Origin of the sequence: Natronomonas aquatica (assembly GCF_024449025.1) — an archaeon.
GTDB classification, from domain to species: Archaea; Halobacteriota; Halobacteria; order Halobacteriales; family Haloarculaceae; genus Natronomonas; species Natronomonas aquatica.
This window is the reverse complement of the sequence record NZ_JAHLKM010000023.1, coordinates 1-16,531: the sequence shown is the minus strand read 5'-3', so window position 1 is coordinate 16,531 and position 16,531 is coordinate 1. Positions and strand designations below refer to the sequence as shown.

At 60.3% G+C, this 16,531-nt stretch carries 18 protein-coding genes; 7 read left to right on the top strand and 11 right to left on the bottom strand.

Annotated features, from left to right (window positions below; genetic code table 11):
• Window positions 1-201 precede the first annotated feature (201 nt).
• Both KM295_RS13090 and KM295_RS13085 read right to left on the bottom strand, forming a co-directional pair.
• Window positions 202-987 (bottom strand): site-specific integrase, encoded by a 786-nt coding sequence (locus tag KM295_RS13090; protein WP_256030401.1) that lies wholly within the window; start codon window positions 985-987, stop codon window positions 202-204.
• Window positions 987-1,187, bottom strand: a complete 201-nt coding sequence (locus KM295_RS13085) for a hypothetical protein (RefSeq protein ID WP_256030400.1) — start codon at window positions 1,185-1,187, stop codon at window positions 987-989. Before KM295_RS13085 ends, KM295_RS13090 begins: the two co-directional genes overlap by 1 nt.
• Window positions 1,188-1,468: 281 nt before the next feature.
• On the opposite strand from KM295_RS13085, the gene KM295_RS13080 reads away from it, so the two are divergent.
• Both KM295_RS13080 and KM295_RS17145 read left to right on the top strand, forming a co-directional pair.
• On the top strand, window positions 1,469-1,990 hold the full coding sequence (locus tag KM295_RS13080) for a hypothetical protein (protein ID WP_256030399.1): 522 nt from the start codon (window positions 1,469-1,471) through the stop codon (window positions 1,988-1,990).
• Between the two features lie 218 nt (window positions 1,991-2,208).
• Window positions 2,209-2,910, top strand: a complete 702-nt coding sequence (locus KM295_RS17145; RefSeq protein WP_418904802.1) for a tyrosine-type recombinase/integrase — start codon at window positions 2,209-2,211, stop codon at window positions 2,908-2,910.
• A gap of 105 nt (window positions 2,911-3,015) precedes the next feature.
• On the opposite strand, the gene KM295_RS13075 is transcribed toward KM295_RS17145, so the two are convergent.
• A complete protein-coding gene (locus tag KM295_RS13075; RefSeq protein ID WP_256030398.1) occupies window positions 3,016-4,308 on the bottom strand; it encodes a site-specific integrase in 1,293 nt (430 codons plus the stop codon).
• A 392-nt stretch (window positions 4,309-4,700) separates the two neighbouring features.
• On the opposite strand from KM295_RS13075, the gene KM295_RS13070 reads away from it, so the two are divergent.
• Window positions 4,701-5,612, top strand: coding sequence for an NAD(P)-dependent oxidoreductase (locus KM295_RS13070; RefSeq protein ID WP_256030397.1), 912 nt, complete (start codon window positions 4,701-4,703; stop codon window positions 5,610-5,612).
• Between the two features lie 421 nt (window positions 5,613-6,033).
• Here KM295_RS13070 and KM295_RS13065 read toward each other — a convergent pair whose 3' ends face one another.
• Window positions 6,034-7,290, bottom strand: coding sequence for an RNA-guided endonuclease InsQ/TnpB family protein (locus tag KM295_RS13065; RefSeq protein ID WP_256030422.1), 1,257 nt, complete (start codon window positions 7,288-7,290; stop codon window positions 6,034-6,036).
• 246 nt (window positions 7,291-7,536) lie between these two features.
• Here KM295_RS13065 and KM295_RS13060 point away from each other — a divergent pair, with 246 nt between their 5' ends.
• Together KM295_RS13060 and KM295_RS13055 are read left to right on the top strand one after the other, a co-directional pair.
• Window positions 7,537-8,007 carry an FKBP-type peptidyl-prolyl cis-trans isomerase gene (locus KM295_RS13060; protein ID WP_256030396.1) on the top strand — a complete coding sequence of 157 codons (471 nt, stop codon included), beginning with the start codon at window positions 7,537-7,539 and terminating at the stop codon, window positions 8,005-8,007.
• A 177-nt stretch (window positions 8,008-8,184) separates the two neighbouring features.
• Window positions 8,185-8,850 carry a metallophosphoesterase family protein gene (locus KM295_RS13055; RefSeq protein ID WP_256030421.1) on the top strand — a complete coding sequence of 222 codons (666 nt, stop codon included), beginning with the start codon at window positions 8,185-8,187 and terminating at the stop codon, window positions 8,848-8,850.
• A gap of 11 nt (window positions 8,851-8,861) precedes the next feature.
• On the opposite strand, the gene KM295_RS13050 is transcribed toward KM295_RS13055, so the two are convergent.
• On the bottom strand, window positions 8,862-9,218 hold the full coding sequence (locus KM295_RS13050) for a helix-turn-helix transcriptional regulator (protein WP_256030395.1): 357 nt from the start codon (window positions 9,216-9,218) through the stop codon (window positions 8,862-8,864).
• A 101-nt stretch (window positions 9,219-9,319) separates the two neighbouring features.
• On the opposite strand from KM295_RS13050, the gene dapA reads away from it, so the two are divergent.
• Window positions 9,320-10,240, top strand: a complete 921-nt coding sequence (dapA, locus tag KM295_RS13045) for a 4-hydroxy-tetrahydrodipicolinate synthase (protein ID WP_256030394.1) — start codon at window positions 9,320-9,322, stop codon at window positions 10,238-10,240.
• 10 nt (window positions 10,241-10,250) lie between these two features.
• Here the strand turns inward: dapA and KM295_RS13040 are convergent, their stop codons facing one another.
• The 4 genes from KM295_RS13040 to KM295_RS13025 are packed head-to-tail and all read right to left on the bottom strand — an operon-like array spanning window position 10,251 to window position 14,480.
• A complete protein-coding gene (locus KM295_RS13040; RefSeq protein WP_256030393.1) occupies window positions 10,251-10,994 on the bottom strand; it encodes an NRDE family protein in 744 nt (247 codons plus the stop codon).
• Between the two features lie 45 nt (window positions 10,995-11,039).
• Window positions 11,040-12,515, bottom strand: coding sequence for an o-succinylbenzoate--CoA ligase (gene menE / locus KM295_RS13035; protein WP_256030392.1), 1,476 nt, complete (start codon window positions 12,513-12,515; stop codon window positions 11,040-11,042).
• 14 nt (window positions 12,516-12,529) lie between these two features.
• Window positions 12,530-13,534, bottom strand: coding sequence for a mandelate racemase/muconate lactonizing enzyme family protein (locus tag KM295_RS13030; RefSeq protein WP_256030391.1), 1,005 nt, complete (start codon window positions 13,532-13,534; stop codon window positions 12,530-12,532).
• 1 nt (window position 13,535) lies between these two features.
• Window positions 13,536-14,480 (bottom strand): 1,4-dihydroxy-2-naphthoate polyprenyltransferase, encoded by a 945-nt coding sequence (locus KM295_RS13025; protein ID WP_256030390.1) that lies wholly within the window; start codon window positions 14,478-14,480, stop codon window positions 13,536-13,538.
• Window positions 14,481-14,639: 159 nt separating this feature from the next.
• Between KM295_RS13025 and KM295_RS13020 the strand changes: the two genes are divergently transcribed.
• Window positions 14,640-15,074, top strand: a complete 435-nt coding sequence (locus KM295_RS13020) for a universal stress protein (RefSeq protein ID WP_256030389.1) — start codon at window positions 14,640-14,642, stop codon at window positions 15,072-15,074.
• Between the two features lie 102 nt (window positions 15,075-15,176).
• Here KM295_RS13020 and KM295_RS13015 read toward each other — a convergent pair whose 3' ends face one another.
• Both KM295_RS13015 and KM295_RS13010 read right to left on the bottom strand, forming a co-directional pair.
• On the bottom strand, window positions 15,177-15,407 hold the full coding sequence (locus KM295_RS13015) for a phage terminase large subunit family protein (RefSeq protein ID WP_256030388.1): 231 nt from the start codon (window positions 15,405-15,407) through the stop codon (window positions 15,177-15,179).
• Between the two features lie 147 nt (window positions 15,408-15,554).
• A complete protein-coding gene (locus KM295_RS13010) occupies window positions 15,555-16,283 on the bottom strand; it encodes an SHOCT domain-containing protein (protein ID WP_256030387.1) in 729 nt (242 codons plus the stop codon).
• Between the last annotated feature and the right edge of the window lie 248 nt (window positions 16,284-16,531).

Genomic DNA, 16,531 nt, shown 5'->3' with positions numbered 1-16,531 from the left:
GCACCCACGCTGTACCGGGGGGTTGAAGCGAATACCGGTATCCAGGTAGAGAGTTACGGGATCGTGAGTGGACTGTCTGCGTGAATGATGGGGTAACCAGGTTTGCTAACCGCCCAGTGGATTTCGGGGGACTATTGGAGATGTAAACGATGGTAGGACTCTGTAATAGTCGGAGAGATACTATAGTAGCGGTTATCACTCTCAGCTGAAGTCGACTAGGGAGTGATTCGCACCGCTGTTTTCATCTTTCTTCGCTTCCGCAGAGGCCTGCTCTTGAGACTGGAGAGTCTTTTCGAGAGTCATCGTGCGGTCAAGTAGTGCATCTATTTTCTCAAGTGCCTTCTCTGAATCTGACTTATATCCGGTTTCAACATCGAGGACTCCCTTTTCAGCCAGGTGGTTTTGGATCACATCATCGAAGTAGGGATCAAGGTATTCATCTTTCATATAATCTGGATCTTCCCACCCGCCAAGAACCGCAATGAATTCAATATTTACGCCTTGCCGATAGAACATATTCGTTGCAAAGTATCGGCGCAAGTCATGGAACGTCACTTTCAGGAAATCGTTGTTCCCAGTTTTCTGAGCAGCCCGCTCTCGCGTATCTTCTATATCGTTCTGTAGGGTGCTGCTTGACCACGGGTAGAGGGGCTCCGAGGGCCTGATATTTTTTCGCTCGCAGTATCGATCAATTTCTTGCACTAATGATCTCGGCACCCATGGTTTTCGTGGCTTTTTGCTCTCTTCTTTGCGGGTTTCCTTTCCCCACACCCGCATAAAATAGATATTGACTCCAGGGCTTTCGGATTTGTAGATTCCGCCTGAGGTCGCGTCACGGACCTCTTTCTTCCGTAGTGATGATTCTCCCCCTAGCCTGCACGCGATTTCTGCACGATCACGGGGGGTGCATTCGAGAAACTTCTGGTACTCATGCGGCTCCATAAAGACCCGGTACCCATCATCATCTGCATGGGGAACCAGACGCATTAGTGATCACCCCCCGCCATCTCTTTCAGCCGCTCTATATCCGCTTCAAGTGCTTCTGGTGAGGCATCTTCTCCGTATTCAAGGAGAGCGGCGAGTGATAGAGCGCGGACAAAGGTGTTGTTACTGTGTTTGATCAGTCGCTCTAACTGCTCCTCGTTTTCGCGTACGTACTCTTTGGGGGTCTCCCCGGAACCGACCATGTCTTGGAGAAGGGGTTGGAAGCATAATACGACGATTAGGCTACAGCGGGCTTTATCGGCGATGAATTTATAAATAAGTTCCCTCGAAATATATTAAAGATGTCGTATAAAGGTTGGTTGTGGTTACAAAATACCGACAGAGGCTCTTTCTGTGGGCATCTGAAATAGAGTTAGTTGCATTAAATACTCTAACCGAGTATACTGGTAGAGGTCGTGAACGGCTCTTTTGAAGAGAAAGCTCCTTAGAGGGTAAAAACCGTCGCTCAACCGGACAAACCACGGTGAACGCACGAATCCAGCCATCTGTCCATTACGCTTTTGCGCTCATCAACATCCTCGGACACAAGAAGCCCATATCCATTCACTTGACGGGCAAACTCATTTACAGAGTGGCTTGGTTAATCAATATCACCGCTATGGTAGACAAAGAAGCGTTCAACGATCTCTTAGAAAAGAAGTACGCGCAAATTGTACTGTATATTCTGCTCAAGACAGAGAATCATACTATGGGGTTCACAGAATTAAAGAACAAAACAAATGGGATGGCAAAGAATCCCTCGAAGGGAGCCACAGAACTCGGAAGCCCCCGTGAAACAGATTTCTCGTCGAGAACATTAGACGAAATTTTGTCGAAGGCTGAAGAAATCGGTGTTTGTAAGCGAGTTGTCCCGGATGACTCCAAAGAGTGGAAATTACTTGTTGATAACCTATCTAAATTTCAATACAATCTGATTGAGTCGAAAAATCGTCCCTCAGAGAACCACATAGATACTGCAAGTAAGGATTGGGACAACTTTGGATAATCACACGTATTTACCTATCCTGAAGATGACTATCAGCTGGGTCTATGACGGTTCTCCCAGTTGATTAGAGTTCGGTGTTTATGGCGATTGGAGATACCCAGCATTCTTTCGGAACGCTTTATTCGCTCCTAAACTGTACCGCTGATTGATTGGTGGTATAAAATTTTCGGGGCTAAAGTCGACTTTACCCACAAACCGTCGATTATCCCCCGGGTCGAATGATGGGATGCGTCATGATAGAACCGAATGACGACCAGGGGACGATAGTCCGCTGGGATGATCACATCGTACCAATCCTTGAACACCCGGACATCCACATCCGAGACAAAGCCCTCTTGGCAGTTGCGTGGGAGTCACACGCACGACTATCAGAACTTCAACGGCTCACCTTCGGTGATGTGGAAGACAGAGGCGATCACATAGCCATACTGCTCACTCAACGAAATGGCCGGGAACGATTACTCACTCTGTACGGATCGATGCCCTACTTCAAACGGTGGGTACAAGCAGAACATTCAGTAACTGAATTACTCGTTTCGAATGCCGACCCGTTAGAGGAAGCTCCCCCAGAGACGCCAATCTGGACGCATCTCGGTGCAAACAAGAGAATCCACTCTACTCTATTAAATGAAATCACGAATCGTGCTTGTGAGCTCGCTGATGTCCCGACAAAATTTACGATGCACGACATCCGCCGATCACGAGCGATACTGCTGGCCGTCCAACTCGGACTGAGAACTTCCGCTCTTCAAGAGCGATTTGGATTTGGGCCCCAGAAGCAAGAGGCGTTCGTTAAAACATTCGAAATCGACGGTTCCCACGAAGACGATGGACCAGGATCCCCCATCAAGTGCCCAGATTGTGGTGCATGGGTTCCGCAACATCAACCATGCCTCTGGTGTGGAGCCGATCACGAATAATTCGTCTGCGGTAGCGAACCGACGAATCAGCTTCAAATTCCTCTTTGTGGATGTTAGACGGGCACCAGTTGCTAATCCTCTTGAGGGCAGATTGTTGGTTTTCGCTCACTCGGTCGCTTCTACAAACTCCCGAGCAGTGTTGATGACTTTCGCGTCCCCACCTAGAGTTTCGATCAGAGGCTCGATTTCCTCAACCGCATCTAGCAGCTCTGGATTCTCTTTTGCCAGCCGGAGTAGCTCCCGCCGTTGCTCGGATTCCTCTTTTTCGAGTTTGTCCACAGCGTCCGGTTCCATCGCCTGATGACACCAGACACAGAACGGTTCGTCACGCGGAGTCTCTTTGTCACACCGTGGACACGTCAGAGGTGTTCTGTCCTTTGTCTTTTCAGTTTCAACCTCAAGTCCCTGGAGTTCGGCGTACTGGTTGTTCTCGTTTTCGGGACCGAATTCAGCTAAATACCGACGTGCGTGATCCGACGTTGCGGTACGTCCTTGGCGAGCGTTGATGAGCGATTCGTTGGCCCCCTGTTTGGCCAGCCAGTAGGTATTCGACTTTCTGAAGTTAGTCGGTGTTACCGGTTTGCCAATCCCCGCCCGATCGGCCGCCTTCTTGAACCGTTCGAGGAAAGTCTGGTATGAGGCGTTATCGTAGGGGTCATCCAGATTACACCAGAGATAGGCTTCATCATCATCTGGCGCAGGGTGATCGGAGAGCCACTGCTGGAGATGCGGGCCACAGTTGATCAGGGTAACCGAATGTTCGCCCTGCTTCCCATCGAGAACGATCTGTAGACCGTTCTCTGCATCCTGCACTTGCCCCATTCGAACTTCGTGCATCTCCTCACCGCGTGGGCCGAGTTCGTATGAGACAGTGATGAGTGCCGCATCTCGTTTATTATTCGTTCCTTCGTCCGCCATCTTCTTCGCCTCGTTCCATTCCAACATGTCCGACCGACGTGGAGTCGGATCGTGATTGTTACTCGTCCCAGTGGGAATCCACGCCAGCGGTTCAGGAACTTCGTCGCGCTTCAGCGTTCGTTTACCGAAGATTCGTATTGCGACGCGGTAATCGTGGTTCGTCTCCTCGGCGTAGTCCTCGGTACTTCGCTCCGTATTGATCCAGCGGACGATGTCTTCTGCAGCGTCTCGATCTTCGAGAGCTTCGGCGAGTCCACCGACCTGTTCGGCCATGATGACGCAGTGGCGTAGCAGTTTCTCGTGGCGGTAGTCGCTGTACTCCGAACTCAGAAGGTCCAACTGCTTGCTGAACTCAAGGAGTGCTTCAGCGTCATCATCTCTGATTCGGGGATAGTCGTCGTCTTCTGGTTCTTCTTCTGAGAGGCCAGATCGCTTTTTGATCCTCTCTTGAAGGTTCTCGATTCGGCTTCTGGTTCCCATGTGTAGTTTATATATTTTATACGCAGGGATTTAGTGTTTAGCCTTATAGCCCGGCCTAGGCTTCAGCCTTTTGTTGAATCCCAAAATGAGATTTAGTCGTGATGGCTCCACCCTCCCTGTCGTCGATGTGGGCAGACACGCTCGAAGCGTTGCGGACCGAGTCTGAATGAGCAGTAACTACCCTTCGTCGCCGACAATCTCTGTTACGCTTTCGACGGGCGCGTAGTATCCGCGGTGTTCTCGCCATGTATCGAGCCATTCGTCGGCAGTGTCGCCGTTGAGCACACGTTTCGGTGACGACCACTTTAATGATAGATACCCGCTGTTTTCCGGACGAGACTTCATCGCTAATCGAGATAGTTTTATCTGTTATTCGCGGATAGAACTCGATCATGACGGAGAAAACGATCGGGTTCGTCGGGCTCGGAATCATGGGGCTACCGATGGCGAAAAACCTCCTCGATGCGGAGTATCCAGTCGTCGGATACAATCGCTCGAACGAGCCGATGGCGGAACTCATCGAGTACGGCGGCGACGACGCCGACTCACCGGCCGACGTCGCCGAGCAAACCGATATCGTCCTCCTGTGTTTGCCCGACTCGCCGGACGTCGAAAACGTCGTACTCGGCACGGACGGCGAGCCGAACCCCCTGATCGACGGGGTAAGCGAAGGAATGGCTGTCATCGACCACTCGACTATCTCGCCGATGGTCGCGGAATCGACCGCGGATCGGCTCGCCGAAAAGGGCGTTACGATGCTCGATGCGCCGATCTCCGGCGGCGAATCCGGAGCGATCGAGGGTACGCTCTCGATCATGGTCGGCGGCGACGAACAGACACTCGACGACCACCGGGACGTTCTGGAAGCGATGGGCGAGACGGTAACCCACTGCGGCCCCAGCGGCGCCGGACAGACGACGAAAGCCTGCAACCAGATCGTGGTCGCCGCCCAGATGGTCGGCGTCAGCGAGGCGCTGGTCTTTGCTGACAAGGCGGGGGCGGACCTCGAGGCCGTCGTGGACGCGATCAGCGGCGGTGCTGCGGGGTGTTGGACCCTCGACAACCGCGCTCCGGACATGATCCACGGCGATTTCGATCCCGGGTTCTTCGGCGAGTACCAGTACAAGGACCTCCGAATCGCCACTGATGCGGGGGAAGCCTACGGCGCACCGCTGCCACAGACCGGCCTGGCCCACGAGCTGTACAAAACGATGGTCGAAAACGGGATGGGGAAAGACGACAACTCCGGGGTGATGCAGGTACTCGAGATGATGGCCGGGAGCGAAGCGCGGGTCGAAGACTGATCGCGACGGCCGCCGACCCTACCCTATCGGGACGGTCTCACGCTAATACCGTCTGTCGCGGCGCCGACGCGCACGATTGAGTTCTCTGTGGACGACGCGTCCGCTATCCCGACGGAATCACCGACACCCGCCTTCCGAACGAGCGAGCGGAAAGCCGAGGAGGGATGCCAGCGAAACGACGGCGAATCGGTTTCGTGTCCTTCGGCTTCGCCAACGGATCTGAAGCCGGGACGGTGGCAACAGCACGAGTCGGTCCCTCTGAACGGGGCATGTGAACGTTCCCCGCCCGGCTCCGGCGGGATTTGCGACAGGGTAGTATACAAATCTTGTGGGCAAACGGCCAGCGGGTTGGTGACCTCCTCCGCGTCCTGAAGGACGCGGCTTCCCGAACCGCACTGCAAGCGTTGGGATATTTGCTGGTCTACGGTCGTACCTGCTCTTGTGGGGCGACTTTCCCCGTCTGTTTATCGAACAGTCGCACCGATGGCTGGGCCAGACAGCCGTTACTCCTATCCTCGGAAGGACTCGGAGTTACCGTCGTTCGCATGTTTTCAGCCGCATTACAGTCGCTATTCGCAACCAAGCCACACTCTTCGCAGACGTACAATCCCCGCTCAACACGGTTTGAATCGGCTTTCATGCCACACTCACAACACGTTATCGACGTAGCCAACTCGTATTCATCAACCCGCTCTACGTCAATTCCGCGCTCTTCTGCCTTGTACTCAATGTGACTGAGCAGGGTTTCGAACGCCCAGTCATGGAGGCGCTTGTTTCCGTGCCTGCCCCAGTCTTCATCCCCGCGGATGTTCTTCGGGTGACCGACTGCAATCGTTCCAACAGCACGGTCTGCACACTGCTCAACAATATTTTTCGACAGGGCGTGCAGGAAGTGATCTTGCCTCCGGGATTTCTTGTCTCGAGCCCACTCAGCATGGTTGCTGGACCCGTTCTCGCCTTCCGTGTCGTATTCAACCTGCCGGAAGTAGTGGGCGTCTTCTTTCAACGCATTGCCCGGATACAGCAGTGTCTCCTCACCAACTGAGACAGCCGCCGTGTTGCAGATCCCGAGATCGACACCTGCTGTCTTCTCACCAGATCGGTCAGCTGCATCGATGGCAACCTTACAGACGAAATGCAGTTCCCACTGCTGTTCGTTCCAGACAGCACGGATCTGCTGGACCTCTTCAACGTCGGTCAGATCAGCGTCTGGGCCTATTTCATACTCACAGAGGATAAAATCAGCCCACCTGTCTTTCAGGTTCTTGCCTTTCGACAGTCGGACCTGCTGGTGGTTGGGGTCGAGTTTGAAGCCATCTTCTTTGAACGTGACAGTGCTACGCGGTCGTTCGTCTCCGTCCTTCCGGTAGCCCGGCGGGTTAGCGTCTGGGTCGTCTTGTTCGAACCACGACTGGAAAGCGCCAGCCAATTCTTCGACGATTGCCTGACTTGATTGGGCGTTCAAATCTTTCCAGCACGCTTGGTTCTTCATGTATGACTTGAGTGGTCCTTCGGCCGGAATCTCGCCGGTTTCGTCCCAAATACGGCTGATGGTCCACCGAGCAACGTTCCAGATTTTACTCCCTGAACGGGCGAGTGAATCAAGATCACAGACAACACCCTCACGGTCGTTGGTGAGCGTCGCTGTAATGGTGCGTGTAGTGACCAGATCCACTATACATAGCCTATGACAGTGTAGTGATTTAATTATTGTCATTCGACGTTGAATATCCAGCCAGCAGGGACGATGGCAGCATCTACCTAGAGCTTACGCGATTCACTCCCGCCCTGTTCGTTCCTCGGTTCCGACCAGTCAGAACACTCGTCACTCACCGAAAGGGCGGGATTCTCTCGCTGGATCAAGATAGCCACCGGAGCGGTTCGCAATAGCATAGGTTTTCCGTGTGGCACCCGTCGTAAACGTATGACGATAGCTACTGGCGATTCCGTGACACTTGAGTACACGGGGCGACTGGACGACGAGACCGTCTTCGACACCTCACGTGCATCCGTCGCCGAGGAAACGGGGCTGGCCGACGCCCAACCCGACAGGGAGTACGATCCGCTGACCGTCGAGGTCGGTTCCAAGCAGGTCATCGCCGGGATGGAGGAGGGACTGATCGGACTGGAAGCGGGGACGACGACGACCCTTTCGATCCCGCCCGAGAAGGCCTACGGCGAACAAAGCGAAGAACACGTCCAGGAGTACGAAACCGAGACACTCCGGGAGACGCTCGGCGGACAGACGCCCGAGGAAGGCGCGGTACTCGAGACCAAGGACGGACAACACGGGGAGGTCGTCCACGCCGATGCCGAAACAGTCAAGGTGGACTTCAATCCCCGACTCGCCGGGGAGACGCTGACCTTCGAGATCGAAATCCTCGACGTCAACTGATACTGTCGGCGATATCGGTTTCGAGATATTCCTGCCGCGCGAGTTCTGTACGAACGAGCAGCCGACAGTATGAGCCCCGAACCGAACGTACAGCCGACAGTACGAGCCCCGAGCCGTGATCCGCCCGCCTCCGAGGCCACCATTAGAGTTTCCCCGGACGCGACCGAATCCAGCGATATGCGCATCGGGATCGTCTCCGATATCCACGCGAACCTCCCGGCGCTCGAGGCGGTACTGGACGACATGCCCGCCGTCGACGAGATCGTCTGTGGCGGCGACGTCGTCGGGTACAACCCCTGGCCGCGGGCGTGTCTCGAACGGGTGCGGGAACTGGCGACGGTCACCGTCCAGGGCAACCACGACCGGACCGTCGAGACGCCCGGCCGATACGCCGGAAACCGGATGGCGGAGGCGGGCCTAGAGCGCGCGAAAGAGGAACTCTCGGCGGCGCAACTGGAGTGGCTTGCGGCGTTACCGCGAACCGAGACGTTCGGCGACGGTCGGTACCTGCTGGTCCACTCACATCCGGAGCGGCTCGGGGCGTACGTCTACCCGCGGCAGTTCCCGGAACTCCGGCCGTACGTCGAGGAGTACGACGGGCTCGTGCTCGGCCACACCCACATCCAACACGAGGCGCGGATCGACGACCGGCTGATCCTCAACCCCGGCAGCGTCGGCCAGCCCCGCGATGAGGACCCGCGGGCCGCTTATGCGGTCCTCGATACCGAAACGGGCGAGCTCGACCTCCGGCGGGTCGAGTACGACATCCAGACCGTCGACGACGAGATCGCCGCTACCGGGCTACCCGAACGGACGGGCGAGCGGCTGTTCGAGGGACGATAAAAAGCGGGGGCTCAGTACTCCTCGTACGCGAGGTTCATGACCCACTGGGAGAAGGCGTCGTCCTGCGGATCGATCTCCTCGTCGCCGACGAACGGCGAGAGCATGTCGCCGGCCATCAGGAGCGAAAAGTCCAGGTCCTTGGGATCGAGGACGGGCGTGATGTGGTAGGTGTTGTGGCCCTCATAGACCGTCTCGGTCCGCTCGATCAGCTCTAGCTCCTCGAGTTTGTCGATGACTCGACTGCCCTTCCGCGAGTCGATGTCAAGTTCCTTCCAGAAGTCGCTCTGGTGGATGCCACCGGTGTTCCGTATCAGTTCCAGCCCTTCGCGCTCTATTTCCGAGAGGTCGGCTTCGGCGGCGGTACTCATCGGTTCTTACTCGGCCGCCGATCCTTTTAAATTATTGCTTGTTTCCCGACTGCGAAGGGACGAACCGAAGCGACTATCACCCGAGAATCGAACCCGTCAGTATGTCCGATCCCGCGACGGATATCGATCTACCTCCGGTCGCCTCGCTACCGACGCTCGTGACCCCGTTCGACGCCGACGAGACGGTCGATCACGACGCGCTCTCGGCGCTCGCCGAGTGGACGATCGACCGCGGCGTCGACGGCCTCGTTCCCTGTGGAACGACGGGGGAGTTTGCGAGCCTCACCGTCGCCGAACGGCGGGCGGTCATCGAGACGACCGTCGAGGCGGCCGACGGGCGGGTCCCGGTCGTCGCCGGGGCCGGCGCGACGACGGCCGGGGACGTCCGCGAGTTCATCGAGGACGCGGCGGCGGTCGGCGCCGACGCGGCGTTGGTCCCCTCGCCGTACTATCACGCGGCGAACGATCCGGCCGGCAACCGGCTGTTTTACCAGCGGGTCGCCGACGGAAGCGAGCTGCCGATCTATCTGTACAACATCCCCGCCTGTACCGGCGGGCCGATCGCTCTCGAGACGGTCACGGAACTCGCGCCCCACGACGCCATCCACGGGATCAAGGACACAAGCGGCGATTTCAGCGCCGTCGAACGGTTCATCGGAGAGACGCCGTCGTCGTTCCGCGTCTTCCAGGGGTACGACGATCACTTCGTCGGCGCGTGGGTGATGGGATCGAACGGCGGGATGAACGCGCTCGCCGGGGTCTTCCCGAAAGCGTTCCGGACGCTGTGTGACGCCCTCGAAGCCGGCGACCTCGGTCGGGCCAGAGCGATCCAGCGACACGTCCTCTCGCCGGTCTTCGGGGCCTGTCTGGATCACGGGTTTGCCCCGGGAGCCAAGGTGGCCCTGCAGGTCCGCGGGATGATCGATCACGCGACTGTCCGGCCGCCGCTCGTGGAACTCGGCGGGAAAGCACGGACCGATATCGCCGACGCGGTCGAGGACGCGCTGGCGTATCTCGAGTAGAAAGGACGGATCAGACGCTCGCGTCGACCCGCCGGAACGCGGCCTCACAGGGCGGTCCGTCGGCGAATTCGAAGACACGCTCCTCGCCGAGCCGGAGCAGCGACGACGAGCGGGTGCCGAACCCCTCGCCGTGGATACAGACCCCGTACTCGTGATCGCCCAACACCGTCCCGGCGCGGGCCGTCCATTCGGCGGCGGTCTCGTCGTTCTCCGGTCGGAGTTCCGCACGAACCCGTTCGGCGTTCCGCGCCTGTCGTCGGCCGGCCTCGGGACGATTCTCTGGACAGAACCACTCGCCGTCGACGCCAACGTTGACGACGATGTGGACGCCGGGGGGTAGCCGCCGGGCGCGGACCTCGCCGTCGCCGTCGTGAACGAGGAGTCGACACGTCTCCCCGTCGGCGAGGAGGAGATGAAACGGGGCGTACGAGCGGCGATCGAGCTCCGTCCGGACGAGCGTTACAGCGTCTACTGTTGACCGCTCGCCCAGACAGTCGTCGACGAGCAGCCCCCTAGAGCGCTCGCCCGACCCGGGAACCCACCGGTTCGTGACAGCCGCCAGGAGGCCGGCCTCGTTGTAGCCCAGCCACGTCCCGCCGGCTCGTTCGTCCCGCGGCGCGAGGACGGCCGGCTCACCCTCTCGGTCTCGGACGCGCGGCGGGCTCGAGGGGCGATCGACGGCCTCGTCGCGGTTCGCGGCGACACAGATCGGTGTGTCTTCGAAGACGCGCCAGGCGGCGATGAGCGTACACACGGGTTCCCGTAGCGGAGCGGACGGATTAAAAGGCTCGCGTCCGCGTTACTCGTAGCCGACGAGACGGGCGAGAACGGCGTCACGATCGACAGTCCCCGACGCCGTTCGGGGCAGCGTTTCGGCGAAATCGATCGTCCGGGGGCACTTGTACCCGGCCAGCCGATCGCGACAGTACGTCTCTAATGACTCCGCCGTCGGTGTCGCTCCGTCGGCCGACACGACGACCGCCCCGACGCGTTGGCCCCACTCCGGGTCGGGAATCCCGACGATGGCACAGCCCGCCACTGCGGGATGACTCCGGAGAGTCGACTCCACCTCGCCGGGGTGGACGTTCTCGCCGCCGGTGATGATCGTATCGTCGACCCGGCCCTGAACGTAGAGCCGGCCCGTCGAATCGCGGTAGCCACGGTCGCCGGTCCGGAGCCCGCGGGTCCCGAAGCGCCGTTCGGTCGTCCCCTCGTCGAGATATCCCGGCGTGACCATCGGCCCCGAAACGACGAGTTCGCCGGATTCGCCCGTCTCACAGACCGCGCCGGTCCGGTCGACGACCGTTACCTGGGCGAACATGAGGGGGTTTCCGACCGACTCGGGGGCTTCCCGGGCCTCCCCGGGGCGTGCGGTCGCGATCTGGGAGGCGGCCTCGGTCATCCCGTAGGTCGGAGCGACGGGGACGCCGCGATCCTGTGCCCGCGTCACGAGTTCGGGCGGACAGGGCGCGCCACCGACCAGGGCGAACCGGAGATCCGGGATCGTCCCGGCGTCGAGCAACCGATCGAGCATCGTCGGCACGAGCGAGACGGCGCCCGCGTCGACGGCCGAAAGCGCCGATAGCGTTTCTTCCGGGTCGAACTCCCGCTGAACTGACAGCCTCGTTCCGTACAGTACCGACCGATATACCGGCGCGAGCCCGCCCATGTGGTACATCGGCAGCGGGACGTGCCAGCACTCGCCGGCACGCAGTCCGAGCCGGAACGCCGAGGCGGTCGCGCTCGCGAGGACGTTCGCGAGCGTCAACACGACTCCCTTCGGCTCGCCGGTCGTCCCGGAGGTAAAAAGCACCACGAGCGGGTCGTCCGGCGCCCATTCGGGGAGATCGAACGGTTCCGGCGTCGTCCCCGAGAGCTCGGTCGCTCCGGCGACCGGGTCGTCGAGCGAAAGCGGCGTCATGTCGGTTGCCGCACACACCGCCGTTTCGGTGTCGCGTTCACAGACGACGGTCGCCGGCTCGATCCGGTCGAGACGGGTTTCGATCTCGGCGTCGGTCAGCCGGGCGTTGACCGGGACGAGGACGCCGCCGAGCCGCTGGGCGGCGTGGACAACGGCGACGAACTCGGGTCGGGTTCCCGCACAGATCGCGATCGGGTCGTCGACGCCGACGCCGGCCGCCGCCAGCCGCCCCGCCAGCGTCTCGACGCGGTCGTCCAGTTCGGCATAGGAGACCGACGGTTCGGCCGTCTCGGCCTTCGAGATGGCCGTCGCCTTCGGTGTCGCGTGCGCCCGGAGAGACAGCCAGTCCCGCATTTCCGTTCGACCGTTCAGCGCGGTGGGATATTGCCTTTTCCCTGTGAAACGGGGACCGATCCCCCCTCGACTGTAGCGATCCCATCCCGGATGTCAGAGGCGAGCAGCCCGGCCGTCGCCAGCCCACAGGCCCGGATTTCCGGCACGGACGCGGCCAGATGGACGGCTCCCGCGCGGGCGATCGCGCCGTCGATCGTCGTCGTGACGAGGGCATCGATTCCTTCAGCCCTGGCGGTCTCGACGACGTCGCGGGCGCGGTCGATCCCGCCGAGGGCCATCGGCTTGCAGACGAGGATATCGGCGGCCTCGGCCGCAAGTACCGCTCGCGGGCTGTGTTCGAGAAGACCCTCGTCGACCGCGATCGCGACGCCCCGCCCCCGGAGTTCGGCGTGTCCGGCCAGTTCCTCGGCCGAAAGCGGCTGTTCGACGACGGCGACCCCGAGTGCCGCGAGCCGCGGGACGATCTCGAGTGCGGTCTCGCCGCTCCAGGCTCCGTTGGCGTCGACCCGGAGTTCGACGTCCGGACAGCGCCGCCGGACCGCCTCGATCCGGTCGATATCCGCCGCCGGGGGGCGTACGCCGACCTTCAGCTTGACCGCGGGATACCCCTCGTTCACGGCGTTTTCGGCGGCCGAGGCCGTCTCGGCCGGCGGTCCGTCGCCGACGGTCGCGTTGACCGGTACCGACTCCCGGTGCTCCGGTGCGCCGAGATATCGATACAGCGGCTGCCCGGCTGCCCGGGCGGCGGCGTCGAGGACGGCGAGTGTGACACCGTGGCGGGCGGCGGGCGCGTCCGCCAGTTCGTCGCCCTCGAGTGCCGTCCGCGGCTGCTCTATGTCCCGGAGCGCCCGCCCGCAGACCTCGGGCGGCTCGGTCCAGCCGGGCAGCGGCGTCGCCTCGCCGACGCCGTCGACGCCGTCGATTGTCACCTCGACGAGAAATCCCTCCCGGCTCTCGATCGCCCCGGCGGCCGTCTCGAGCGGGCGCGAGAGCGGCAAGGAGAACGGTTCGACGTCCATGTTACGTGACGCCGGGGACGGCGAGCCCCACGGCGAAAAGTGCCGAGTGGGCAAAGAGCAGTTGGCCGGTCCGTTCCAGCGCTGGGTTCAGTGCCTCGCCGTCGGTCCGGGACCAGACCGTCGCGCCGAGCCGGACCGCCAACGGCAGCGTCAAGAGGGGCACGAGGACGGTCGGGGGAAAGCCGTCCAACCAGAGGACGACCGGAGCGGCGTACGCCAGACCCACCATCACGCTCCACTCGATCCGGCTGGCCCGATAGCCCAGCATGACAGCGAGTGTCCGCTTGCCGGCGGCGGCGTCGCTCTCCAGATCGCGGATGTTGTTGACGACGAGGATCGCCGTCGAGAGGCCGGCCGCCGGCAGCGCGGCGACGACGGCGGCGGCAGGAAGCGTCCCCTCGGGAACCCAAAGCGGGAAGGGACCGGCGGCGGCCACCGCCACCGCCTGCACGTAGTAGGTGCCGGCGACGGCGACGAGCCCGAAGAAGACGAAGACGAAGAGGTCCCCGAGCCCTCGATAGCCGTACGGCAACGGACCGCCGGTGTATGTGATCCCGGCGACGACGCTCGAGAGCCCGACGAGGAGGATCGGCACGCCGCCGACGTAGACGAGGTACGTCCCGAGGAGGACCGCGAGCCCGAACGTAGCGTACATCGCCCGTTTGACCGAATCGGGTTCGATGAGCCCTCCCGCAGTCACTCTCGTGAAGCCCTCGCGGTCCGCCTCGTCGGCACCCCGGACCGCGTCGTAGTAGTCGTTGGCGAAGTTCGTCCCGATCTGCAAGAGCAGGGCGCCGACGAGCGCGAAGGCGGCCGCGAACGGCTCGAAGACGCCGTTTCTGACCGCCAGCCCACCCCCGACGATCACCGGAGCCGCCCCCGCCGGCAGCGTCTGCGGGCGGGCCGCCATCAGCCAAACCTTCCGCCGTGAGACCGCCGCAGTCATTATTGGTCCCTCCGGGCGGCGACGACATAAGTGCGGGGTGTTTCGACGACGGGGTCCGGATCGAACGGGTCGATGCCGTTACAATCTCTACTACATCCGACGGCCACGAACGGCGACACGACCGGAGGCATTTATAAAGCGGACGTGCGATCGGAACGTATGACCCGCCATGTCCTCGTTCCGATCGACGGCTCGGACCACTCGGAGAAAGCGCTCGAACACGTTCTCGAGGAACTGTCGGACGCGGAGATCACGCTTTTACACGTCATCAACCCGGTCAGCTCGTTCGATTACGGTAGCGACGAGTACTTCGACGCCGATGGATACCAGGATCATCTGAACCGCCAGCGCGAGGAAGGACAGGCGCTGCTCGAAACGTACCGTGAAACTGCCGCCGAACGCGGGATCGAGGTCGAGACGGTCCTCGAAACCGGCAGCCCGGCGCGTCGGATCCTCGAGACGATCGAGGACACGGGCGTCGATCGCGTCGTTATGGGGAGCCGCGGCCGATCGGGCGTCGGCCGGGTGCTGTTCGGCAGCGTCGCCGAAACGGTCACCCGCAGGGCGTCCGTCCCAGTCACGATCGTCCGGTAGCGTGGGGGCTATCGAATCTCCGTCAGGTCGGGATCGGTGTAACTCGACGCTGTCTGATCTGAGCGAACGTCCGGTGTTTCCGTCCGACGCTACACCGCCGAGTCAGTTCTCGGTCGCAAAGCGGAGCGATCCATCACTCCCTGCGATCAACTCCCTTTGATTCCGCCGAGAGTCGATCACCGCTTCACAGTTCGGACACTCGTAGGTGAGCGAATCAGCGCGTACATCGATGATCCAGTCCCCGTTGATGCGACTTTCGTGACCGCAATCGGGACAATAGAGCATCGCCTTGTTGATCGGCTGTCGCTCAGTGGTGGATGTAGAGGGCTTCATTTTCATAACTTCGCTCCGGACAGGGATAACCGTGTCGTACTCCGATCCGGGTGACGGCCCCGCCCACTGACGGTATATTTGATAGACCCGAAACGAAAATACCACGTGTATATCGATTGGACCGATATAACGGTTCAGGCCCTCCCGTTATATTCCGAGCCATTCGTCGCTATGAACCCGGTATCCGTTCGTTCGACAGAACTTCGCCGCCTGTCGGCGTACCTCCCGGGACCCCGGAGGCCTTTGTTTGTTGTCAATGTACCCGAGGATCCAGTCGCTGATGACCCGAATCCCTTCGTCGTCGTCATCTGCGTCCACCGCTTTGAGTTTCTGAAACGTCATCTGGTAGGCTTTGCGCTGTGACCGGGGGAGACCCGCCTTCGGAAGCGTCTCTATCGCTTCTATAACCCGTTTCATCGCTACGGCAACAGTCGGTCGCAGAATCTGTAGGGTGACGGCAGTAGGCGAACCGACCGTCTCCTTGTCCGTCTCTCGGTCGAGACGGTCGTCGGTATGCTGTGGTCGTGTTTCGGTAGTTTCGATCGATTCCGTCTCCAGTAGTCGTTCGAGTTTGCGCTCGAATTCCTCGTCGGTCAACTCACCCCGAGCGTACCGTTTGCGGAGCGTTTGTAAGGCCTCTTCCTCGGACGGTTCCTCCGGTGTGGAGCCTTTCTCCTGGTCGCCCCACCATTCGGTGATCGTCTCTTGGTCACCAGCCAAGAGTCCGGTAATCGGGACGATGACGATATATCCGAAGAGCATGAATCCCAACCACCAACTCTGACCGGCGAACAGCGCGGCCAGCCAAACCCCCGTGACCAATACAGAGACGATCTCTGTAAGGTTCTCGCGGGCTCGTCGAAGCTGATCGCACATATCCACCGTTTGCTGGACGGGTAATAAACGTCAGTAGCGTCCGTCCAGTACGTGTCCGGTGGTGACCGAATCAGTCGCTCCCAATTTCCGGTACCGCCGTGCTACATTCGTGCCCGAAATCCTGTACGGCACGTCCGGGCAGAACCCCGAAATGATCGTTTCGCTATCTTCTGATACGGTCGTGCGTTAGTTTTTACCGGGAATTACGGGCAGAGATAGTTCCAGATATTCGGTTCAGCAACGGTGGA